Origin of the sequence: Superficieibacter sp. BNK-5 (assembly GCF_047456055.1) — a bacterium.
Taxonomy (GTDB): Bacteria; Pseudomonadota; Gammaproteobacteria; order Enterobacterales; family Enterobacteriaceae; genus Superficieibacter.
In genome coordinates this window covers 4,053,389-4,075,596 of the sequence record NZ_CP179893.1, presented here as the reverse complement: position 1 = coordinate 4,075,596, position 22,208 = coordinate 4,053,389, and the positions used below count along the sequence as shown (strand labels likewise).

The 22,208-nt window shown below is 52.7% G+C and carries 22 protein-coding genes and 1 pseudogene; 11 read left to right on the top strand and 12 right to left on the bottom strand.

The features are described from left to right. Positions 1–4 precede the first annotated feature (4 nt). Together ACMGGS_RS19555 and ACMGGS_RS19550 are read right to left on the bottom strand one after the other, a co-directional pair. Positions 5–103 (bottom strand): YoaK family small membrane protein, encoded by a 99-nt coding sequence (locus ACMGGS_RS19555; protein WP_103675988.1) that lies wholly within the window; start codon positions 101–103, stop codon positions 5–7. 19 nt (positions 104–122) lie between these two features. Continuing rightward, the gene (locus ACMGGS_RS19550) at positions 123–284 is read right to left on the bottom strand and encodes a hypothetical protein (RefSeq protein ID WP_414164007.1); all 162 of its coding nucleotides are present in this window, start codon (positions 282–284) and stop codon (positions 123–125) included. Positions 285–838: 554 nt separating this feature from the next. On the opposite strand from ACMGGS_RS19550, the gene ACMGGS_RS19545 reads away from it, so the two are divergent. Beyond that, positions 839–1,174 (top strand): hypothetical protein, encoded by a 336-nt coding sequence (locus tag ACMGGS_RS19545; RefSeq protein WP_414164006.1) that lies wholly within the window; start codon positions 839–841, stop codon positions 1,172–1,174. Between the two features lie 147 nt (positions 1,175–1,321). Then, positions 1,322–1,462, top strand: a complete 141-nt coding sequence (locus tag ACMGGS_RS19540; protein WP_176918818.1) for a hypothetical protein — start codon at positions 1,322–1,324, stop codon at positions 1,460–1,462. A 451-nt stretch (positions 1,463–1,913) separates the two neighbouring features. Here the strand turns inward: ACMGGS_RS19540 and ACMGGS_RS19535 are convergent, their stop codons facing one another. The 3 genes from ACMGGS_RS19535 to ACMGGS_RS19525 form a co-directional block, all read right to left on the bottom strand. Continuing rightward, positions 1,914–2,228 carry a PTS sugar transporter subunit IIB gene (locus ACMGGS_RS19535; protein ID WP_414164005.1) on the bottom strand — a complete coding sequence of 105 codons (315 nt, stop codon included), beginning with the start codon at positions 2,226–2,228 and terminating at the stop codon, positions 1,914–1,916. A gap of 513 nt (positions 2,229–2,741) precedes the next feature. Next, entirely contained in the window at positions 2,742–3,248 is a 507-nt protein-coding gene (locus tag ACMGGS_RS19530; protein ID WP_414164004.1) for a ferritin-like domain-containing protein, read from the bottom strand. A gap of 218 nt (positions 3,249–3,466) precedes the next feature. Continuing rightward, entirely contained in the window at positions 3,467–3,640 is a 174-nt protein-coding gene (locus ACMGGS_RS19525; RefSeq protein WP_276157232.1) for a KGG domain-containing protein, read from the bottom strand. 424 nt (positions 3,641–4,064) lie between these two features. Here ACMGGS_RS19525 and ACMGGS_RS19520 point away from each other — a divergent pair, with 424 nt between their 5' ends. The 3 genes from ACMGGS_RS19520 to umuC all read left to right on the top strand — a co-directional run bounded on the left by ACMGGS_RS19520 (position 4,065) and on the right by umuC (position 6,045). Then, positions 4,065–4,247 (top strand): hypothetical protein, encoded by a 183-nt coding sequence (locus ACMGGS_RS19520; protein ID WP_414164003.1) that lies wholly within the window; start codon positions 4,065–4,067, stop codon positions 4,245–4,247. A 107-nt stretch (positions 4,248–4,354) separates the two neighbouring features. Then, positions 4,355–4,771 (top strand): translesion error-prone DNA polymerase V autoproteolytic subunit, encoded by a 417-nt coding sequence (locus ACMGGS_RS19515; protein WP_414164002.1) that lies wholly within the window; start codon positions 4,355–4,357, stop codon positions 4,769–4,771. Between the two features lie 2 nt (positions 4,772–4,773). Further along, positions 4,774–6,045: a translesion error-prone DNA polymerase V subunit UmuC gene (gene umuC, locus ACMGGS_RS19510; protein ID WP_414164001.1), complete on the top strand. Its 1,272-nt coding sequence runs from the start codon at positions 4,774–4,776 to the stop codon at positions 6,043–6,045. A gap of 65 nt (positions 6,046–6,110) precedes the next feature. On the opposite strand, the gene dsbB is transcribed toward umuC, so the two are convergent. Next, entirely contained in the window at positions 6,111–6,641 is a 531-nt protein-coding gene (dsbB, locus tag ACMGGS_RS19505) for a disulfide bond formation protein DsbB (protein ID WP_176918811.1), read from the bottom strand. Positions 6,642–6,927: 286 nt separating this feature from the next. Between dsbB and fadR the strand changes: the two genes are divergently transcribed. Further along, the gene (fadR, locus tag ACMGGS_RS19500) at positions 6,928–7,647 is read left to right on the top strand and encodes a fatty acid metabolism transcriptional regulator FadR (protein WP_176918810.1); all 720 of its coding nucleotides are present in this window, start codon (positions 6,928–6,930) and stop codon (positions 7,645–7,647) included. A 49-nt stretch (positions 7,648–7,696) separates the two neighbouring features. Here the strand turns inward: fadR and ACMGGS_RS19495 are convergent, their stop codons facing one another. Beyond that, positions 7,697–9,229 (bottom strand): SpoVR family protein, encoded by a 1,533-nt coding sequence (locus tag ACMGGS_RS19495; protein ID WP_176918809.1) that lies wholly within the window; start codon positions 9,227–9,229, stop codon positions 7,697–7,699. A gap of 321 nt (positions 9,230–9,550) precedes the next feature. Here ACMGGS_RS19495 and ACMGGS_RS19490 point away from each other — a divergent pair, with 321 nt between their 5' ends. From ACMGGS_RS19490 to ACMGGS_RS19480, 3 genes and pseudogenes are all read left to right on the top strand, one after another. Next, on the top strand, positions 9,551–10,849 hold the full coding sequence (locus tag ACMGGS_RS19490) for a D-amino acid dehydrogenase (protein WP_414164000.1): 1,299 nt from the start codon (positions 9,551–9,553) through the stop codon (positions 10,847–10,849). Between the two features lie 9 nt (positions 10,850–10,858). Further along, positions 10,859–11,929: a catabolic alanine racemase DadX gene (gene dadX, locus ACMGGS_RS19485; RefSeq protein ID WP_414163999.1), complete on the top strand. Its 1,071-nt coding sequence runs from the start codon at positions 10,859–10,861 to the stop codon at positions 11,927–11,929. A 28-nt stretch (positions 11,930–11,957) separates the two neighbouring features. Beyond that, positions 11,958–12,534: pseudogene (locus ACMGGS_RS19480) on the top strand (Rpn family recombination-promoting nuclease/putative transposase); the annotation flags it as partial. A gap of 921 nt (positions 12,535–13,455) precedes the next feature. Here ACMGGS_RS19480 and ACMGGS_RS19475 read toward each other — a convergent pair. Together ACMGGS_RS19475 and ldcA are read right to left on the bottom strand one after the other, a co-directional pair. Next, on the bottom strand, positions 13,456–15,192 hold the full coding sequence (locus ACMGGS_RS19475; RefSeq protein WP_414163998.1) for a potassium/proton antiporter: 1,737 nt from the start codon (positions 15,190–15,192) through the stop codon (positions 13,456–13,458). A gap of 99 nt (positions 15,193–15,291) precedes the next feature. Further along, complete coding sequence (ldcA, locus tag ACMGGS_RS19470) at positions 15,292–16,206, bottom strand: muramoyltetrapeptide carboxypeptidase (protein ID WP_414163997.1); 915 nt, start codon at positions 16,204–16,206, stop codon at positions 15,292–15,294. Between the two features lie 95 nt (positions 16,207–16,301). Between ldcA and emtA the strand changes: the two genes are divergently transcribed. Further along, positions 16,302–16,913 (top strand): membrane-bound lytic murein transglycosylase EmtA, encoded by a 612-nt coding sequence (emtA, locus tag ACMGGS_RS19465; RefSeq protein WP_414163996.1) that lies wholly within the window; start codon positions 16,302–16,304, stop codon positions 16,911–16,913. On the opposite strand, the gene ycgR is transcribed toward emtA, so the two are convergent. Beyond that, positions 16,914–17,645, bottom strand: a complete 732-nt coding sequence (gene ycgR / locus ACMGGS_RS19460; protein WP_414163995.1) for a flagellar brake protein YcgR — start codon at positions 17,643–17,645, stop codon at positions 16,914–16,916. 199 nt (positions 17,646–17,844) lie between these two features. On the opposite strand from ycgR, the gene ACMGGS_RS19455 reads away from it, so the two are divergent. Further along, entirely contained in the window at positions 17,845–18,096 is a 252-nt protein-coding gene (locus ACMGGS_RS19455) for a GlsB/YeaQ/YmgE family stress response membrane protein (protein WP_176917839.1), read from the top strand. Between the two features lie 48 nt (positions 18,097–18,144). Here ACMGGS_RS19455 and ACMGGS_RS19450 read toward each other — a convergent pair whose 3' ends face one another. Together ACMGGS_RS19450 and ACMGGS_RS19445 are read right to left on the bottom strand one after the other, a co-directional pair. Next, on the bottom strand, positions 18,145–20,262 hold the full coding sequence (locus ACMGGS_RS19450; RefSeq protein ID WP_414163994.1) for a TonB-dependent siderophore receptor: 2,118 nt from the start codon (positions 20,260–20,262) through the stop codon (positions 18,145–18,147). 193 nt (positions 20,263–20,455) lie between these two features. Further along, positions 20,456–22,135 (bottom strand): alpha,alpha-trehalase, encoded by a 1,680-nt coding sequence (locus ACMGGS_RS19445; RefSeq protein ID WP_414163993.1) that lies wholly within the window; start codon positions 22,133–22,135, stop codon positions 20,456–20,458. Between the last annotated feature and the right edge of the window lie 73 nt (positions 22,136–22,208).

The window sequence follows — 22,208 nt, the reverse complement described above, 5'->3', positions numbered from 1 at the left end:
AGCGTTATGAGCCTGGAGTGGCATAGCCGCCAACGACAAACCACGTCAGAAAAGCCACCGCAACAAAAAAGATGACTACTGGAAAAGCAATACCTAATCTCATAAATCCCCTGTCATAAACGTTAACGTTGTACCGCCATCCCTATCACTGCGTTCACCAGCGAAGACGCCATAAATACGCCGCCGAGGATAAACCAGACCTTTTGTCTCTGCCGGAAGGCTAACAAAAGAAAAACGACCGAAACGATAAAAAAGGGTATCGCGATGATAGCAAACGTGGACATTATTCTCTCCTGAATGAAATACTGCCTGATGTTTCATCCTCTGACGACACCGCCGGAAGATGTCACTATAACTTTGAATATAAGACTAATCTATATGTATCTTCTTTTAGGCTATAGGCGTTTTGCTTCTGTTACCTGCGCTGCCTGACCCTTTATAGCCGTTACCCGCCTTCGAGTGAAAGGGTAAATGAATTCATCCACCATTTGTGGTAGGAAAAGTGCGGCTGCGATTTAAAAGGTGTTGGACGTTTATGGGGAAATCAATTTACAATGCGTTTGATATTAGCTGCCGTAAAAACTGAGATAATAACTCTTTGAAATGCTGGAATTTTCTTAAAAAATAACATGCTAATATCTGCTTTTTATAACAAATGCGGTGATTAACTTATTGTTATAGAAGCATTATTTCTTCTGCGCCAGCGATTGTCGTGCTCTTGCAATGAACTACGTCTATTTACCTTTCGTGCGCTTCTAAAAAAAGCGCGGTAAAAAAAATGTAGTATTGAGTTCCAATTTAAAAATTGAAAAGTAACTCATCGCATCGGGAGAGAAATATGACAGAAACACACACAGCCTATACTCATTGCCCTTCATGCAATGAGCTTATCCCCAGCGAAGCTGAGGTTTGTGAGCATTGCCATGCCCATAAAATAAATAACTATGTCTCGCGCGAAGCCCGCACTAAAATACGAATGCTGGCCGGTATTGCAGCGGCTGTTCCTGTCGCTGTGTTTTTGCTGACGGCTTTTTTTACCGAACAGGTGTGGTTACTGGCGGCGGTCTGTGTATTGTTGTCACTGGCGGCGTGGTTTTCGGTTTACCGTTCATTGCTGGCACAAGAAAAAAAGAAAAATATCACCGTATGGAAACGCCGAACACTAACGTGGTAAGAACATGCATAAACCAGCAGGGCGTTGTATTTAGTCGGTTACGGCTGTCAAATGTCAGAACCGGCCTTCAGTATAATGATAATTACTTGTTAAAACGCGTTTTTTCTTCCAGGCTTTACTGACGACAAGCTAAATGGAGGAAGTGATATGAGCCAGCACGACGCCGACCGCGATCGCAAAAAAGAAGACGACCGTCCGGTCACCGGTAGCCCGAAAGAACACGGTGAGATCCCGCGCACGCGTGACAGTAGTAAGGATCACAAAGAAGACCCATATAAAGATAAGTAAATCCTCATCCTCAGGTCAGCATACGAAAGACCTGAGGGTGTCTTTACCGGTTTATTACTGTATATAAAGGAGTGCCTGAGTCTCATCGTAAAAATCGATGATTATTCGGTCAAATAACTGAATGACATTTTGCATAATTTATGCTTTTTTTATTGATTGTTTAAATTTATCTTAGCTAAGCACGCAGAGCTAAAAATAATAGTAATGGACTGTATATTATCCTGCGCACTGACCTCGTCGCCATGGATTGGTAGCTAGTTGGAATATTCCGCGAGGTCAGTCCATTTCCTTTTTTATTGAATCTCTTGATTTATATAAACTTCCTGGAATGCTTAACCATTAATGAGTTCACGGCATTATTGTCTTTTTTGGTTGTTTGATTATTATCCTTTTTATATAAGAGGTGGCCAGATAATGCGTTGAATCTGCACATTATCCAGCCAGTCATTTATTATCCTGCCATTTCTGGCATCCGCGCCAGAGCATAGTCGAGAACACTTTCACCATTCAGCGAAGCATAAGGATAACTTTCAATCACTGCAAAGGGATGTTCTTTTGCTATCTCCTGAGTCAGTTCCTGTAACTTATATTGAATATGAGGAGCGAACAGATAGCCGTCGAACGCTGGAGCAACGCTAACAAAATTTTCGATACCTACGGCGCTGATGATCATTGCGTAGCCGCGCTGGTCAGCCACAGTCTGCATCTTTTTCGCCAGTGATCCTGCCGTCGCGCCATAAATGCAACATATTAGTAACTTTTTCATGAGCCTGTCCTCCTGAGGGGATCCTTACACTATTCCCGCTCAGAGCAAGAAAATGCGCGTGGCTTCTCTTTTTCTCTTTTATTTTTCAACAGATCACTTCAGAGCGTTCTAAGGTGAGTAAAGGCGTAGAAGAATATTTTCCCGCTTTAACACAGACTGCTAATCATATAGCGCAGAATGGTAAGCAAGGAAATATTTTCAACCGATCATGATAACTCTGGGGAATCATTTTTAAGGCCGATTGATAATTTTTGAGGTGGTTGTTTTTTATACTATTGATCGGTTGTGACGATCAATATGATTGTTTTGATTGATAAATATTTTTATCCGCGTAAGATCTCATCTGACTCTGCTGTTATGCCAACACCAGGCGGCAGAGTTGTTTTTGTTGGCATTAAAGTAATGCACTCGGTGGCTCCTGTCGCATTGCTTTTTCTAAGGCCCACGAAAACACATAAATAAAGGTCGCGCCTGAGCGTGACCTTTTCTTTTTCAACGCTAAACGCATTCCGGTTACTTTTTGGCTTCAACCCCGGGCGCTTCAGAGCGTAGAAGGAACTGCTGCGTGACGTCGGGAAGGTGATCCAGCGCCCATTTTGCCATGGCTTCTTCCTCGGCGAGAATGGTCTTAAACACGGAAACCCCTTCGATATCGCCTGCCTTTTCGGCTGCGGCAATTAATGACGTATAGCAGGCAATTTCGAACTGCTCGAAAACGTAACTGCTGATTGCACCTTTGACAATTTCGTCAGAGGTAAACACTCCGCCAATAGACTGGCCGAATGCTGCCATTTTACTCATTGAATCTTTGACTACCGAACGGGAAATATTGTTGCGTTCGATTACGCCTTCAAGAAGAGTGATCTGGTGCTTAGTTTCGGATAAGTGTTGTTCAATACGCGCTCTCAGATCGGGATAGTTATCGATCCTTTTGGCCATGGCTTCAAGCATGGATTCTGCTTGTTTTTCCATAGCATGCGCGTCACGCAACCAGTCATGATAATTTTCTTGATTAGTCATGATCATTCTCCGAATTAAGTTGGATAACCGTAATGAAAATAAACAGCTAATCGTTAGTTTTTATTTAGGTCAGCCATATACATGGCGCGGAATTACGGTGAGGTAAGCATAATAAAACGAATCTGGCGAGCCACTAACGACTCGCCATTGCAGCTATAAAAATAATGTATTTTCAGTTGTGACGTTACATTGCTTTCAAGCGTTATTTAGTAGCAGCCTTATTTTTTACCGCCGCTGCTCTGTCCGCCTTTTTTACCGGCTTCAGAGGCTTTCTGCGGATCGTCTTTGAAGTTACCGCCACCGCCGCTGCTTTGTCCGCCTTTCTTACCGGCTTCCGAAGCTTTCTGCGGATCGTCTTTAAAGTTACCGGAACCACCACGATGTTCAGCCATAATATATCTCCACTGTATGTTAGACATATAATCGATACTTATGATGCATATCGACTGCTTTCAGTATTTAAAGTTAGTCTAAAAAGCCAGACCGTCAAATTATAATAAAAATTTTATTGCCGTTTCGCTTAGCGGATATTACCGCTTCGCTGAGGGAATACTCATTTATAACAATATGAAAACTACTCGTTTTTTTAGTTACGATATTTTTTTCGGCTTTTTTATTTGTGCTATAAACGTGCTGTTGCTTACCTTTGCTTACAGGTTAGTCTTTTTTCTGTGCCGTTTTTAAATATCCGTTTCGCTGGCAGTACGGCGATGTTTTGCCAGTAATAATTGGTAAAATTGGGATGCCTCTTCAGTCCGGCCATAGGTTTTGCGTATATCCTTAAAAGGTTTTTATAAATTCAACAGGAATGGCGGCATGAACTGGATTTTTTACCTGGGCAGATGGTATCAAATTTCGCAGGCATACGAAGGGCGCGAGTATCGTTTAACCGTGCCTGGTGAGCGCGTTTTTCTTATCATATCACGCTCGGGTCTCGAAAAAGCGCTGCGAGATTACTACGGATTACGTCAAAAACACGGCCTTTCGCCTCCCTCATGAGTGGTTTCTTTCAGTGTCAGAAATTAATAGTTATTCCCTGTCTTGATCTCAAGGGCAACTCAAATTACTGTTTAAATATACAGTAATTCATTGAGGTGTTCATTTTGATGTTTATTCAACCAGCGGAACTGCGTCCGGTCGTTTTGCTGCCTTTGTTCAGCGACCTGGTCCAGTGTGGTTTTCCCTCGCCTGCACAAGACTATGTCGAACAGCGCATCGACCTTAATGAACTGATGATCCATCATCCCAGCGCCACCTATTTTGTCCGCGCTTCCGGTGACTCCATGATTGAAGGTGGTATTAGCGATGGGGATTTACTGATCGTCGATAGCTCAAGAAAGGCGAAACATGGCGATATCGTTATCGCCTCGGTAGAAGGGGAGTTTACGGTAAAGCAGCTCCAGTTACGGCCGGTCATCCGCTTAAACCCGCTCAACAAAGCTTACCTCCCCATCCTGATTGGCCATGACGAGGTGCTGGAGATATTCGGCGTCGTCACTTACATCGTCAAAGCGACGGGCTGAACATGTTTGCGCTGGTGGATGTGAATTCTTTTTATGCCAGCTGTGAGACGATTTTCCGGCCCGATTTAAAAGGGTGGCCCGTGGTGGTGCTGTCGAATAACGACGGTTGCGTCATTGCCCGCAGCGTCGAGGCTGCACGACTGGGGATCAAAATGGGAGAGCCGTACTTTAAGCAAAGGGCGCTTTTTCAGCAGCACCGCATTGCCGTTTTCAGCAGCAATTATGAGCTTTACGCCGACATGAGTCAGCGGGTGATGTCGATTCTGGAAGAAATCATGCCCGGTACTGAAATTTACAGTATCGATGAGGCCTTTTGCGATCTATCCGGCGTTAATCACTGTCGGGATTTGACGGCATTTGGCCTGGAAGTGCAGAACATTTTGCAACAGAGAACCCATTTAACCGTCGGCGTGGGTATCGCCCCGACGAAAACGCTGGCCAAGCTGGCGAACCATGCTGCTAAAAAATGGCCGCAAACCAAAGGGGTGGTCGACCTGTCAAATCCCGAACGCCAGCGTAAACTAATGGCTCACCTGCCGGTTGAAGAAGTGTGGGGCGTGGGCAGGCGGATCGCCAAAAAACTGGCAATAATGGGTATCGAAAATGTGCTGCAACTGGCCGATGCTGATATCCGTTTTATCAGAAAGCACTTTAGCGTCATTCTGGAAAGAACCGTGCGTGAACTCCGCGGCGAACCCTGTCTGCAGATAGATGAATTTATCCCCGAGAAGCAGGAGATCATGTGCTCCCGTTCTTTTGGCGAGCGTCTAAGCGATTATCAGCCCATGCGTGAAGCAGTAAGCTGGTATGCTTCGCGTGCGGCTGAAAGAATGCGGGGTCAGCATCAATACTGCCGCTTCATTTCCGTGTTTATTAAAACCTCGCCCTTCGATCCTTATCCCGCGCGCTATGACAACAGCGCTTCTCTGCGCCTGCATGTTCCCACCCAGGATACGCGTGACATTATCGACGCAGCCATAAAGTGCCTTGATGCCATCTGGCGGGAAGGGCATCGCTATCAGAAAGCGGGCGTTATGCTCAGCGACTTTTTCAGCCAAGGGGTTGCGCAGCTCAACCTGTTTGACAGCAACGCGCCACGCGTTAATAGCGAGCCGTTGATGGCGGTACTGGATGCGCTGAATAAGAAGCAGGGGAGAGGAACGCTATTTTTTGCCGGGCAGGGTATTGAGCAGCACTGGCAAATGAAGCGTGAAATGCTCTCGCCGCGTTATACCACGCGTTTTTCTGATTTACCGCGGGTACGCCTGCGATAAACAAAAACAGCCCGGCAGCGCTGCGCTTACCGGGCTTACAAACGGAGGGTACTGATAACGCAGAATTAACGGCCGAACAGATCGCGTTTTTTCGGCTTAAAGGGCTGAGCAATCAGCACCAGAACCGCGACAACCAGGTAAGCGGCAAAAATACCGAGCAGCCATTGCGGCATTTCCAGCGTCAGGAACGACCATTGACGCTCGGCACAGTCGCCGGAGGCAACAAACACCTGCGGTAGCCATTTGTCCAGCGGCAGCCAGCTCGGGAAGCGTGCGGCAAAGTCACAGGTCTGGAACGGCGACGGATGCAGCTGGATCATGGTGTGTTCCCACGCCAGTTGGACACCGCGCCAGGCGCTATACAACCAGATGAGGAGCGCGACATAGCGCAGCGGCGTTTTAGGCGCTATCGCACCCACCAGACCTGCCCCCATCACACCGAACAGCGCGCTACGCTCGTAAATGCACAGCACGCAGGGCTTGAGCAGCATAACGTGCTGGAACCACAGCGCGACCATTTCCAGCGCAAAGGCGGTCAGCGCCATCAACAACCATGCCCCGCGACCGCGTGAGCACTGGTTTAAAAATCGCAACATAATCATTTCCCTGGAACATGCTAAGAGACCGCAGTGTAAACGAAATCATTCAGGACGCCACTAGCAGCACAGAAAATATTGCGTAAATGCGTACTTACTATGCAGAAAGTCAAATCAAACGATAATGCTGCCAGCGAAGGATAAGAAATCGATATGCCAGCCGACGAAATAAAAGCTAAAAAATGAAACGGCGATCCCTTTTTAATTGATTATCCGTGCTATCTGCGTCGGGGTAGCTCTGGTATGATGAGTGAACGTTGCAACGCTGAGTAATGGAAACATCACTATGGTAATTAAGGCGCAAAGCCCGGCGGGTTTCGCTGAAGAGTACATTATTGAAAGCATCTGGAATAGCCGTTTCCCTCCGGGATCTATTCTGCCTGCTGAACGCGAACTCTCTGAATTAATTGGCGTAACGCGCACGACTTTACGTGAAGTATTGCAACGCCTGGCACGTGATGGCTGGCTGACCATTCAGCACGGTAAGCCGACAAAAGTGAATAATTTCTGGGAAACATCCGGGCTGAATATCCTCGAAACGCTGGCGCGCCTCGATCACGAGAGCGTCCCGCAGCTGATCGATAATTTGCTCTCTGTACGCACCAATATTTCAACCATCTTTATCCGCACCGCCTTCCGTCAGCATCCGGAGCGTGCGCTGGAGGTGCTGAATAGTGCCAGGGCAATTGAAGATCATGCCGATGCCTTTGCTGAGCTGGATTACAACATCTTTCGTGGGCTGGCCTTTGCATCAGGCAATCCAATTTATGGTCTGATCCTCAACGGCATGAAAGGATTGTATACGCGCATTGGCCGCCACTACTTCGCCAATCCTGAAGCCCGCAGCCTGGCGCTGGGGTTTTATCATCGGCTGGTGGAGCTTTGCGAGCAGAGCCTGCATGAGCAAGTCTATGAAACGATCCGTCGCTACGGACGTGAAAGCGGTGAGATCTGGCATCGGATGCAAAAAACGCTGCCGGGCGATTTAGCCATTCAGGGGCGTTAATTAAGCATCTGGCCGGGTGAGGCACAATGCTCACCCGGCGCAATCCGTACTATAGCGAACTCATCTTCGACGAACTGCGTTCCAGCAGTTCAATACTGCCATCGGCATTCTGCTGTTCCAGCTGCACATCAAATCCCCACAGACGATGCACGTGTTTCAACACTTCGCGCCGCCCCTTATCCAGCGGTACGCGATTGTGCGGAATATAGCGCAGGGTCAGTGAACGGTCTCCGCGCAAATCCACGTTCCAGACCTGAATATTCGGTTCCAGATTACTCAGGTTGTACTGCGAGGAGAGGCGAGAGCGCAGTTCGCGATAACCCTCTTCATTGTGAATGGCGGAGATCTCCAGATAATTGTGATGATCGTCATCCACCACGCTAAACAGGCGGAAATCGCGCATGACCTTCGGCGACAGGAATTGGCTGATAAAACTCTCATCTTTGAAATCACGCATTGCGAAATGCAATGTTTCCAGCCAGTCGGAACCAGCAATATCCGGGAACCAGTATTTATCCTCTTCCGTTGGCGACTGGCAAATCCGTTTGATGTCCTGGAACATCGCAAATCCCAGTGCATAAGGATTTATCCCGCTATACCACTGACTGTTATACGGCGGCTGGAAAATCACGTTGGTGTGACTGTGCAAAAACTCCAGCATAAACCGCTCGGTCACTTTTCCTTCATCATAAAGATGATTGAGAATGGTGTAGTGCCAGAATGTCGCCCAGCCTTCGTTCATTACCTGCGTCTGTTTTTGCGGATAAAAATACTGGCTAACCTTACGCACGATACGCAGGATCTCACGCTGCCACGGTTCCAGTAGCGGCGCATTCTTCTCCATAAAATAGAGCAGATTCTCCTGCGGCTCGGAGGGATAGCGCCGCGCTTCAATCACCGCTCGTTCTTCTTCGCGTTTGGGTAGCGTGCGCCACAGGGTATTCACCTGGCTTTGCAGATACTCTTCACGGCTTTTTTGCCGCGCCTTCTCCTCCTGGAGCGAGATTTTCTGCGGACGTTTGTAGCGATCCACACCGTAATTCATCAACGCGTGGCAGGAGTCCAGTAATTTCTCAACCTCATCCACACCGTAGCGTTCTTCGCACTGGGTAATATAGTTGCGCGCGAAAATCAGATAATCGACGATGGAACTGGCGTCGGTCCAGCTACGGAAAAGATAATTATTTTTAAAGAAGGAGTTATGGCCGTAGCAGGCGTGCGCCATCACCAGCGCCTGCATGGTGATGGTGTTTTCTTCCATCAAATAGGCGATACAGGGATTGGAGTTGATCACAATCTCATACGCCAGCCCCTGCTGACCGTGCTTATACAGGCGCTCCGTCTCAATGAATTTTTTGCCAAACGACCAGTGCGGATAGTTAATCGGCATCCCAACGCTCGAATAAGCGTCCATCATTTGTTCGGAGGTGATGACTTCAATCTGGTGCGGGTAGGTATCCAGCCGATAGTGTTTTGCGACGCGATCAATCTCCTGGAGATAAACTTCCAGAAGCTCGAACGTCCAGTCGGGTCCATCGCTCAAACGTATCGTGTCCTTATTCATGGAATCAATCGTTGCCATTAGCGCGCCCTCATTGTTGGCGACCCTCTCTGTCTGGAGAGCCTCATTTCAAGCATAGAACACCGGATAAAATGCGTGCAGGGTGAGAAATCTTTTCTTTACCGTCTTTCCCACACAACGTAATAAAAAATGACCGTTTATTGGTTTTTTATGCTGGATAAAAATAACCTCCAGCAGGAGATGCCAAAAGCAGGCTTTCCATAGCTGACGGGCATGATGTGAGGTAGCTCACCATAAAAAAGTCGAATGTTGAATAATATTTTCATCTGGGTTATCAATTTGTAATCAGACGATTGTTCTTTTACTCATGATGGAGTGGATATGCACGTTGTCGTACTGGGAAGTGGCGTTGTAGGCGTGACCAGCGCCTGGTATTTACGTCAGGCAGGGCATGACGTAACGGTAATCGACAGGGCAGCCGGGCCGGCACTGGAGACCAGCGCCGCCAACGCCGGACAAATTTCCCCCGGTTATGCTGCCCCATGGGCCGCGCCCGGCGTGCCGCTCAAGGCTATTAAGTGGATGTTTCAGCGCCACGCGCCGCTGGCCATCTCGCTTGACGGCACGCCGTCTCAGCTCAAATGGATGTGGCAAATGCTGCGTAACTGCGACACCCGACACTATATGGAAAACAAAGGGCGAATGGTGCGTCTGGCCGAGTATAGTCGCGATTGCCTGAAGGCGCTGCGTGCTGAGACTGGCATCCAGTACGAAGGGCGGCAGGGCGGCACGCTTCAGTTATTCCGCACCGCGCAGCAGTATGAAAATGCCGCGCGGGATATTGCGGTGCTGGAAGAGGCGGGCGTGCCGTATCAGTTGCTGGAAGCCAGTCGTCTGGCGGAAGCCGAGCCTGCGCTGGCAGAAGTCTCGCACCATCTTACCGGCGGGCTGCGGCTACCTAATGACGAAACCGGCGACTGCCAGCTTTTCAGTCAGCGTCTGGCGGAAATGGCGCAGCAGGCAGGCGTGGTCTTCCGCTATAACACGCCGGTGGATCGGCTGCTGTATGAAAGTAACAAAATTTACGCGGTGAAATGCGGGGATGAGATTGTCAAAGCCGATGCCTACGTGATGGCCTTTGGCTCGTATTCAACCTCAATGCTTAAAGGGCTGGTCGATATTCCGGTGTATCCGCTGAAGGGCTACTCGCTGACGATCCCTATTGCCGAGGAGGATGGTGCGCCCGTTTCAACTATCCTTGATGAAACCTACAAAATCGCCATTACCCGCTTTGAGCAGCGTATTCGCGTCGGCGGGATGGCGGAGATTGTCGGCTTTAATACCCAGCTATTACAGCCGCGTCGGGAAACGCTGGAAATGGTGGTTCGCGATCTCTTTCCGCGCGGCGGACGGGTTGAACAGGCGACCTTCTGGACCGGTCTGCGGCCAATGACGCCGGACGGCACGCCGATAGTCGGGCGCACCGGGTATAAAAATCTGTGGCTGAATACCGGTCACGGTACGCTGGGATGGACCATGGCCTGCGGTTCCGGCCAGCTTATCAGCGATCTTATCTCCGGGCGGACGCCTGCCATTCCGTTTGACGATCTTGGCGTGGCGCGCTACGAGGCGGGTTTCAGACCGTCATCTTCCACGCATTTGCACGGTGCACACTCATAAGGAGCCGTTATGTCCCGACCTGTTCTGGCCACGCTGGATCTCAGCGCGCTGCGGCAGAATTTGCTCATTGTTCGCCGCGCCGCGCCTGATGCCCGCATCTGGTCGGTTGTTAAGGCAAACGCCTATGGGCATGGACTGGATCGTGTATGGAACGCCTTAGGCGCGACCGATGGCTTTGCACTGCTCAATCTGGAAGAGGCGATTCTGTTACGCGAGCGCGGCTGGAAAGGGCCGATCCTGATGCTGGAAGGCTTCTTCCACGCGGATGAACTGGAGCTGTTTGATAAGTACCGCCTGACGACCAGCATACACAGCAACTGGCAAATTAAAGTGATTCAGAACGCCCGTCTGCATGCGCCGCTGGATGTTTATTTGAAAATCAACAGCGGTATGAACCGTCTCGGTTTTATGCCGGATCGCGTTCACACGGTCTGGCAGCAGTTGCGAGGCCTGAGCAACGTCGGCGGACTGACACTGATGGCGCATTTTGCCGATGCGGAAAAACCGGACGGCATCACCCATGCCATGCAGCGTATTGAACAGGCGGCCGAGGGGATTAATGCGCCACGCTCGCTGTCTAATTCGGCGGCGACGTTATGGCATCCAGAAGCCCATTTTGACTGGGTACGTCCGGGGATTGTGCTGTACGGCGCCTCGCCTTCCGGACAGTGGCAGGATATCGCCGACAGCGGCCTGAAGCCAGTGATAACGCTGTGCAGCGAAATCATCGGCGTGCAGAATTTGAAAGCAGGAGACACGGTTGGCTACGGTAGCCGTTATCGTGCAGGTGGAGAGCAGCGGATTGGGATTGTCGCCTGTGGCTATGCTGACGGTTATCCGCGCCACGCACCTGACGGCACGCCGGTGCTGGTAGATGGCGTGCGCACCCGCCTCATTGGTGCGGTCTCAATGGATATGCTGGCGGTGGATCTCACGCCTTGTCCCCAGGCAGGTATTGGCACCTCGGTTGAGTTGTGGGGGCAGGAGATTAAAATCGATGAGGTCGCGGCAGCCGCTGGCACTATCGGTTACGAATTAATGTGCGCCCTGGCAGCGCGGGTGCCGGTTGTGACGGTGTAACGTTTGCTGGGCTGTACTCATTTGTTGTGGTCTGGATGCATTACCGTTAGTCGTTCCGGTTCTGTTTTTACGCCGGAAAACGCAGCCCTTATCCATACTCTACATGCTGGCTTCAGGAATTTGATAACCCTGCGTTGGCTGAAAAATTATACAATAATGCCTTTCCGCTGGTGGATGTTACGGTCATTCCGGACGATGAGATCATGGAACACCGCAGCATGGCGGCGCTCACCCTGCTGCAAAAACACATTTACCAGCGCGATTTGATTGAACTTATTGATAAACTGGGGCGGGTTTTGCGGGCGGATTACAATACCGGACAACAGGTAATATCGCTGGTAAACTACATTATACAGGTAGGGGAATCGGCAGACGCAGACGCTTTTTTACGCGAACTGGCACAGCGTGTGCCGCAGCACGGAGATAAACTCATGACCATTGCACAACAGCTGGAACAGAAAGGGATTGAGAAAGGTATGGAAAAAGGGCGAATCAATGAAGCGCTGAAAATAGCCCGTAACTTATTGCAACGGGGTATATCGCACGACGTTATTCTGGAAGTCACCGGTTTGAGTGAGCGAGAATTAAAGCAACTGCATTCCTGAGAGTGAAACCGGCTCTCATCATTAATCAATTTGCTCATCCTGTGCTGCCTGCCCGGTGGCGCTGCGCTTACCGGGCCTACACTCTTAGTGCCGCAATCAACCTTTACTGTAGGCCGGGCAAGGCGAAGCCGCCTCCCGGCATAGCGCCCACAATAGCCAATGCCGTACCTCATGCCCGGTGGCGCTGCGCTTACCGGGCCTACACTCTTAGTGCCAGACTCAACCTTTACTGTAGGCCGGGCAAGGCGAAGCCGCCTCCCGGCATAACGCGCACAATAGCCAACGCCGTACCTCATGCCCGGTGGCGCTGCGCTTACCGGGCCTACACTCTTAGTGCCGCAATCAACCTTTACTGTAGGCCGGGCAAGGCGAGGCCGCCTCCCGGCATAGCGCCCACAATAGCCAATGCCGTACCTCATGCCCGGTGGCGCTGCGCTTACCGGGCCTACACTCTTAGTGCCAGAATCAACCTTTACTGTAGGCCGGGCAAGGCGAAGCCGCCTCCCGGCATAGCGCCCACAATAGCCAACGTCGTACCTCATGCCCGGTGGCGCTGCGCTTACCGGGCCTACACTCTTAGTGCCGGAATCAACCTTTACTGTAGGCCGGGCAAGGCGAAGCCGCCTCCCGGCATAGCGCACACAATAGCCAACGCCGTACCTCATGCCCGGTGGCGCTGCGCTTACCGGGCCTACACTCTTAGTGCCAGAATCAACCTTTACTGTAGGCCGGGCAAGGCGAAGCCGCCTCCCGGCATAGCGCCCACAATAGCCAATGCCGTACCTCATGCCCGGTTTCGCTGCGCTTACCGGGCCTACACTCTTAGTGCCGGAATCAACCTTTACTGTAGGCCGGGCAAGGCGAAGCCGCCTCCCGGCATAACGTGCACCATAGCTAACGTCTCTGGCCGCTAACGGCATGTCATCCCACTGATTCATCTTCCGCCACGCGCACGCCGACTTTGCGCACGTCGTTATCTTCTTTTTCTGCCACCGTCCACACCATACCCGCAAATTCCACCTGATCGCCTACCACCGGTGCCGCACCGAGCAGACGCTGTACAATCTCACCCAGCGACTGCTGGCTGTCACGGAATTCTTCGCCGCCTTCCAGCCCATAAATCATCGCCACATCGGCGAATTTGGCGCTGGCTTCAAGGATAAAGTCGCCAAAGAAACGCTGATCGAGCGATACCGGTGGTGAATGGCTGAATAATTTACCGAGCGCCGGGAGATCGCGCTCGCGGCCAATCACGCACAGCACATCGTTTTCCCGCAGCCGCGTGCTGCCGGTCGGATGCAGCAGCGCATTGTCGCGAAACAGCGCGGCGATGCGCGTTTCACGCGGCATATGCAGATCGCGCAGGGCGGCACCGACGCACCACTGATCGGCGCTGAGTTGATAAATAAACTGCTCCCATGGATTATCCGGGTGAATATCCAGCCCGACCCGCGATTCCGGCCAGCCGACGGGTGGCACCACCACTTTGGCCTTTTTCGCCGCCCAGCCGAGCGACGTTCCCTGTAACAGCAGCGAAATCAGCACCACGAAGAAAGCGACGTTAAAAAACAGCCGCGCGTTTTCCAGGCCGGCCATCATCGGGAACACCGCCAGAATAATCGGCACCGCGCCGCGCAGTCCCACCCAACTGATAAAAATACGCTCGCGCAGATTAAACCCGCGAAACGGCAGCAGGGAGGCGAACACCGATAGCGGGCGAGCGACGAAAATCATCCATGCCGACAGGATCAGCGCCAGCACGGCGATGGGCAGCAGATCCGATGGCGTTACCAGCAGGCCCAGCACCAGAAACATGCCAATCTGCGACAGCCAGGCCAGACCATCAAAGTTTTGCAGAATGCCGAAGCGGTTGCGGATGGGACGATTCCCCAGCCAGAATCCGCACAGATACACCGCCAGAATGCCGCTGCCGTCAAGGGAGGTGGTCAGGGCAAACACCAGAATCCCGCCGCTCAGTGCCAGCAGCGGATATAATCCCGCAGGCAGGCTAATACGGTTAATCATCTGCTGTAACAGATAGCCGCCGGAAAGCCCGATCACAATACCCAGCCCGAACTGCTGAATAATATGTACCACGAACATCCAGCTCAGCGCGGTTTCACGCTGCTGGATCATCTCAATCAGAGTGATGGTTAAAAACACCGCCATCGGATCGTTACTGCCGGATTCAATCTCCAGCGTCGACCCCACGCGTTCATTAAGCCCCTTGCCGCCAAGCAGCGAAAACACCGCCGCCGCATCGGTGGAACCAACAATCGCGCCGATCAGCAGACCTTCAATCATATTGAGATGAAACAGCCACGCCGCCATCATGCCCGTCAGCCCGGAGGTGATCAACACGCCGACCGTCGCCAGCGAAATAGCCGGACCCAGCGCCACGCGAAACGAGCTGGCCTGGGTACGCATCCCGCCATCGAGCAGGATCACCGCCAGTGCCAGGTTGCTGATCATATAGGCCAGCGGGTAGTTATCGAAGGGAATGCCGCCAATGCCATCGACACCCGCCAGCATGCCGATAGCCAGAAAGATAACCAGGATAGGAATACCAAGACGCGACGAAAATGAACTCAATAAAATGCTACTGGTGATTAACACCGAACCCAGAATGAACAGACTAATTATCGCCGTGGCGTCCAAAGTTCACGTACTCCTCATCTTCGTGAATGGTCTTTACAAAAAAGTTACCATATTTGCAAGAATTCGATGAGACTAATACGTGCCATGAATGGATTTTTTTTAGGTATTTAGCACCGGATGACCGCTCACCGTCAGCGTCGAGGTTGCCCCGTGGTGAACCAGCGTCGCCTGCGCCCCCAGCGGTAACGTCACGGTGCGCGGCTCATGACCAAAATCCAGTCCGCTAATGACGGGCACGTGAAGGCGCGAACGTAAATAGCGGCACATGCTCTGCAAATCGTAACCGGCATCATAGTCATTGGCGGCAACGCCGCTAAAACTGCCGAGCACGATGGCCTGCTGGCGGTTAAGGACGCCCGCATAATGAAGCTGGAGCAGCATACGCTCAACGCGGAACGGATGTTCGTTAATGTCTTCAACCACCAGAATGCCATTTTCAATCGTGGGCAGCCAGGGGGTACCGATAAGCGAGACCAGCATCGCCAGGTTGCCGCCCCACAGTGTCCCCGACGCCTGACAAGCCGGGCCTTCACCGTTCCACTCAAGCGTAAAGACAGGATTACGCAACGCCTGCCAGAAATGGTATTCGGTAAATGCGTCCAGCGTTTCAGCTCCGAAATTGCCGGCCAGCATCGGGCCGCTAAAGGTAATTACGTTACCGGCCGCCAGCAGACCCATCTGAATGGCGGTGAAATCACTGTGGCCGCAAATCAACAGCGGATCCTGTTGCTGGCGCGCGACCAGCGCTGACCAGTCTATATCCTCCAGCAGACGGCTGGCCCCGTAGCCACCGCGTACCGCCATCACGATCCGGTTTTGTCCTTCAAGGGTCGCCAGACTATTAATATCCGCCAGTCTGGCCTGCTCCGTACCAGCAAAACGCTGCTCGCGGCGCAGAATAGCCTCACGATTTTCCACCTGATGCCCGGCGGCTTCGAGACGTTCAACGCCGCGTGCGGCAGCAACCTGGTTAATGCAATAGCCGGAGGGGGCAATAAGATGAATCAGAGACATGGCATTTCCTTGCTGGGAATGAAACGGTTATCATGCATTTAACCCCAACCGTTGTCATCCGCAGCGGCGGATCGCAGGTATAAAAGGATTGATGCGTGAAATTAAGATGGTTTGCTTTTTTGATTGTATTACTGGCCGGATGTTCTTCAAAACAGGATTATACCAACCCGCCGTGGAACCCTGAGGTGCCAGTGAAACGGGCAATGCAATGGATGCCGATAAGCCAGAAAGCGGGGGAGGCGTGGGGTGTCAGCCCGCGGCTGATTACGGCGATTATCGCCATCGAATCCGGCGGTAACCCGACGGTGGTCAGCAAATCGAATGCCGTAGGATTGATGCAGCTTAAAGCCTCAACGTCGGGGCGCGATGTGTATCGTCACATGGGCTGGAGTGGGCAGCCATCCACCAGCGAGCTGAAAAATCCGGAGCGTAATATCTCTATGGGCACCGCCTACTTAAGCATTCTGGAACATGGCGCGCTGGCGGGGATCAAAAATCCTGAAACCATGCAATACGCGCTGGTGGTGGCGTATGCCAACGGGGCAGGCGCATTGCTCAGAACCTTTTCGTCCGATCGCAAAAAAGCGATTGAAGAGATTAATGATTTAAGCCCGGATGAATTTGTTGAGCACGTTGCCGACAAGCATCCTGCACCGCAGGCTCCGCGCTATATCTGGAAGGTGCAGAAAGCCATGGACGCCATGTAATCAGCGAACTTTTTTGGCGCGTTCGCGCGCCTCGCGCTCCAGCGAGAAAATAATTCGCTGAAGCTCGCGTTCCGCCGCCGGGTTGACGTTAAGGAAACGGAAACTCAGGCGCGGCGTGCTGATGGTTTCATTCTTGCCGTCCACCACCTTGCGCTCGGTAATGGCAATCAGCTGCACATCAAAATGAAAACGACCCCATTCACCCATATCCAGTTCAATCTGTGACAGACGCACACCCGGCTGCAAACTGTCCGGCGGCGCGTTGTCCATTAATGCGCCCATCCCGCCCAGCGACAAATCGTATAAACGGAAGCGAATGACACTGTTATCGGCAAGTTTTGCGTGGCAGAAATAGGCCGGATGCAGCGGCGCGCTGATGCGAAAATATTCCCGGCGCTGTAAAAACCACAGCGACGGTGGCAGAGGGGTGACAAACGCCGGAAGCTGCTGCCAGGCGGCACAGCGCAGCGCGGGCAGGTGAAATTCCACCTTCGCGCCCTGGGTTTCGGCGGTGATCTCAATATTCTGCGCGCGCTGAACGGCGCTATTTTCATAATCCTGGCTGCCGAAATCGATGATCAGCTGTTCCTGCGTCACGTCCAGAATGCGACTGATAAATTGTCCGGATGCCCAGCACACGCGGATCGGAATCTGCTGCTTGTGCAGATCGCGCAGAACGCCCAGTACCGCCAGCGGGTTCTGTTTAAGAAATTGTTCACTGTGATGAGTCACGCTCAATAATTCCCTGATGATATTTCTTTGCTGAAGTATCGGCGGCTGGCGGCAGAACTTCATAGCAGTGATTTTATTTTTTTGCCAGTGAGAAAAATTTTCTCCTTCGCCGCACTTTTATCAGGATCTACCTATACTTGAAACGTTAGCGCAGGGAAACAACACCTGCATTTTGTGTGACTTACAGGAGGATGGACTAATGGGTATTATTGCCTGGATCGTATTTGGACTTATCGCAGGTATTATTGCCAAACTGATCATGCCGGGACGCGATGGGGGTGGTTTCTTCCTCACCTGTATCCTCGGGATTATTGGTGCGGTGGTCGGTGGCTGGCTGAGTACGCTGTTTGGTATCGGTGGCCCGGTAAGCGGCTTTAACCTGGGTAGCTTTATGGTCGCGGTGGTGGGTGCCATTGTGGTCCTGGCTATCTTCCGTATGGTACGCCGATAACCTGCATTGCCGTTTTCGCCGGGCAGCGTCTGCTGCCCGGCACATTCATCAGAAGTCGTAACCTACCGTCGCAATCACGCTACGTTCCGCGCCTACATAGCAGTTTCCCGTGCCGTAACAGCCCGCCACATAGTCACGATCGGTCAGATTGTTGGCGTTAACCTGGACAAACGCCCCTTTCAGAGAAGGCGTCCATGCGCCCAGATCGGCTCGCACCGACGCATCCAGCAGCGTTGTCGACGGCAGACGCTCGGTATTCTGATCGTCAGCCCATTGCTTACCAATGTAACGCACGCCGGTGCCAACACTGATCCCACCCGCAAACTGGTAGTGCGCCCAGAACGAGGCCATCTGATCCGGCGTCAACTGCGGCATATTACCGTCGTTGCCGTCGAGCGAATCCTGGAAACGCAGGCGGTTCCAGGTATATGAAGCAATGGTGCTCAGCTCAGGGGTGAGTTGATTACGCGCTTCCAGCTCCACGCCCTGTGAATGCACCTTACCGGCCGGAATAAAGGTCGCGGTGGCGATGTTAATATCGCGGGTTGCCACATCTTTCTGCGTTAAATCATAAATCGCCACGCTATACAGATCGGACGTCCCCGGCGGCTGGAACTTCAGACCGGCTTCATACTGCTCGGCGGTGGTCGGTTTCAGCAGCGTGCCGTCGGCACCCGCCAGCGTGGCCGGGGTAATGGCTTCACTGTAGCTGATATACGGCGATAAACCGTTTTCGAAAGCATAAAGCAGTGACGCGCGCGTGCTGACATGATCGTCCGAGCGACGGCTTTTGGTGCTGTTGGTATCACTGACCTGCTCAGACACAATGCGGTCGAAGCGCCCGGATAAGTCAAGATGCCAGCGGTTCCACACCATCTCATCCTGCAGATACGCCCCGGTCTGATAGTAACGACGATTGTTATAGTCGCTGTAGGTAATAGTGTGTCCGGTTTGCGGCGTATAGCCGGTATACGGATTCAGCGCGGCGGCATCACCTGCGCCGGTCCACAAATCATTGCGGAAGCGGTGATATTCTCCGCCGAGGACGACGGTGTGTGCCACCTCACCGGTGGAGAAATCAGCCTGAACGCGGTTATCGGTTGACCAGGCATCCAGCGAGCCGCGCGAGCCGCTGTACCCGCGAGACAGATTGTCGGAACCGTCGATCCAGCCGACCTGGTAGACCTGATCCAGCGAGACATTGGAGTGGGTGTAGCTGCCGCTGGAATGCACCGACCAGATATCATCAAACTGATGGTCGAACTCCATGCTGTAAATCTGCTCGCGGCGCTTATAGCCATCGCCCGGATCGCCTTCATTGGTGCTGTTCGACAGTTTGCGACCGTTGTGCGCATAACGCGTACCGTCCAGCGGCAGCGAGCCGTGATAGCCTGCAGACGGATCTTTTTGCAGATACGCGCGCAGCAGCAGGCTGGTGTCAGTGTCCGGCTGCCACAGCAGGGAAGGCGAAATGGCATAACGCTCTTCGCGGGTATGGTCGTACTGGGTATCGCTGGTCCGGGTCATGCCGATAATGCGGTATGCCCACTGGTCGTTGATGGCATCCGTATAATCAAACGCGCCACCTTTGGTATTCTGCGTCCCCCCGCTCAGACGGAAATGGCCTTCTGACGTAAACTGCGGGCGCTTAGAGGTCAAATTCACCAGTCCGCCCGGCACGCTCTGCCCATACAGCGCCGACGAGGGGCCTTTCACTACGTCCACGCGCTCAATGAACCACGGGTCGATCTGAATCACGTTATGGCTGCCGCCATCGCTCATCAGGCGCATGCCGTCGAGGAACAGGTTGTCCACGTCGCCGCCGTGGAAACCGCGCAGTGATACGGTGTCAAAACGGGTCGCGCCGCCGCTAAAATTGGAGTACACCCCCGGCGTATAATTGAGTGCCTGACTGATGGTATTGGCACCCTGATCGTCCATCTGCTGACGCGTGACCACTGAGACTGACTGAGCGGTAGTAATCAGCGGTTCATCTGTTTTAGTGGCGCCGCGCGAGGTTTTCGCGGTATAGCCTTTGGTTGGCGCAACGGCAGATTCAACGGGAGCGGCGGTCACCACCACCGTTTCTTCCGCCAGCGCAAAAGGGGGCAGCGCCAGCGCCAGGGCGCAGGCCAGCGTGGAGCGTTTAGCAATCAATCGGGTCATCGCACATTCCGGGGTTGTGTAAAATCGTAACAATGGAATGCGAATTATTATTGTTATCGTTTCTGTATTCAAGCGTTTTAAGCGTAGAAAGCCTTGCCAAATCAAGGGATTCAGCATTAAGTCGATATCAGAAAAGGAAAATTAATGATGCAAGAGATGGCCCACTACCAGAACGGGTAGTGGGCAAGAGCGATTACTGCGCCTGTTTTTGGGACAGGGAATCGTCATTGGCCGCCTGAGGGCGAGCGGAAGGCACATTGTCGCAGGGTTTTTCTTTCGGACAGACCAGGTCGAGCATTTTCAGCGTGACGCCGTTAGTCCAGCCAAAGCCATCCTGAAGCGGATACTCGCCGCCGCCACCGCCAGTTCCCGTGGAGCTGACATCATATTTTTCCACCAGCTTCTTCTCCCTGTCGTAAGTGTGCTGAACGTTAGTCAGGAAGCGCCAGGTGACATCCATCGCCACTTTTTCATGACCATAATTTTGCAGACCTTCGGTCGCGACCCACTGGAGCGGTGCCCAGCCGTTCGGCGCATCCCACTGCTGCCCGGTGTTGACGGTGGTGGTGGTAATGCCGCCGGGTTTCAGCAATTGTGATGCGGTGGCGGTGGCAACTTTATCCGCCCGATCTTTCGCCGCCGCATTCACGTACAGCGGGAACAGGGCGGCGGCAGTAAGCTGATTACGCACCTTCTTCGTTTTCAGATCGTAATCGGCGTACCAGCCCTCTTTATCGTTCCACAGGTAAGTTTCCATCGCCCGCTGGCGCGCGCTGGCCTCGGCGTCGTACTGACTGGCTTTGGCGCTATCGCCTGCGGCTTTACTGGCGCGGGCCAGCACTTTCTCCATCTTGAACATCAGCGAGTTCAAATCAACCGGCACGATGCTGGTGGTGCGCAGGGTGCCGAGCTTATTCGGATCGTCCATCCAGCGCGAGCTGAAATCCCAGCCGGAAGCCGCCCCGGCGCGCAAATCGCGATAAACCTCGGTCGCCGGACGATTCGGCGTATTTTTCGCGGTGGTCACATCGTCAAGCCACGATTCGGTACGCGGCGCGTCGCGCTCATCCCAGTAACGATTGAGCACCGCGCCATCATCCAGTTTAACCACCCGTTTATTGGTTTGTCCGGCGGCCAGCGAATCCGCACCTTCCATCCAGTAGTTATGCTCTTTTTCCAGCTGCGGCAGATACTGTTTTAACACCTCATCGCCTTTGTGATCGGCCAGCAATTCCACCATAAACGCAAAGAACGGCGGCTGCGAGCGGCTGAGATAGTAGCTGCGGTTGCCGTTCGGAATATGGCCGAAGGTATCAATTTCATACGCGAAGTTGGCGATCATATCCTCGATTTTATCCCAGTGACCGCTCTCTGCCAGACCCAGCATGGTGAAGTAGCTGTCCCAGTAATAGACCTCGCGGAAGCGCCCGCCGGGGACCACATAGGATTTGGGCAACGGCAGCAGGGAATCCCACTTACTCGCGCGATCGGTGGTGCGGGTCAGCACCGGCCACAGGTCGTCGATATGTGCGCGCAGACTCTGGCCCGCAGGCGGCACGTACTTGTCGCCTTCGCCCGGCAGCGTAAAGTTCACGTCGACAAAGTGGCGCAGATCAAAACCTTTCTGGCTGCGCTGCATCCGGTAATCGGCGAGGATCATCAGCGGATCGCCTTTTGGCACCGCGTCGGCAAAGGTCTTCTGATCGGGGAACAGTTTGGCGCTCTGCACATCGGTAAAAAGCGGGCCGAGCAGGATATCTGGCGGTTGTTTGACCGCATCATCCGCCAGTGCGGATCCGGCAGCGAACAGCAGCGTGCCGAGGGCAATGTTCAGCGCCAGCACAGAAGGGCGGCGCGTAGCAGGTATTGTCATCGATTATTCTCCTTAGGCCAGGCAATCAGCGGATCCGCTGCAATCAACCATCTGAAAACCTTAGACGAATATC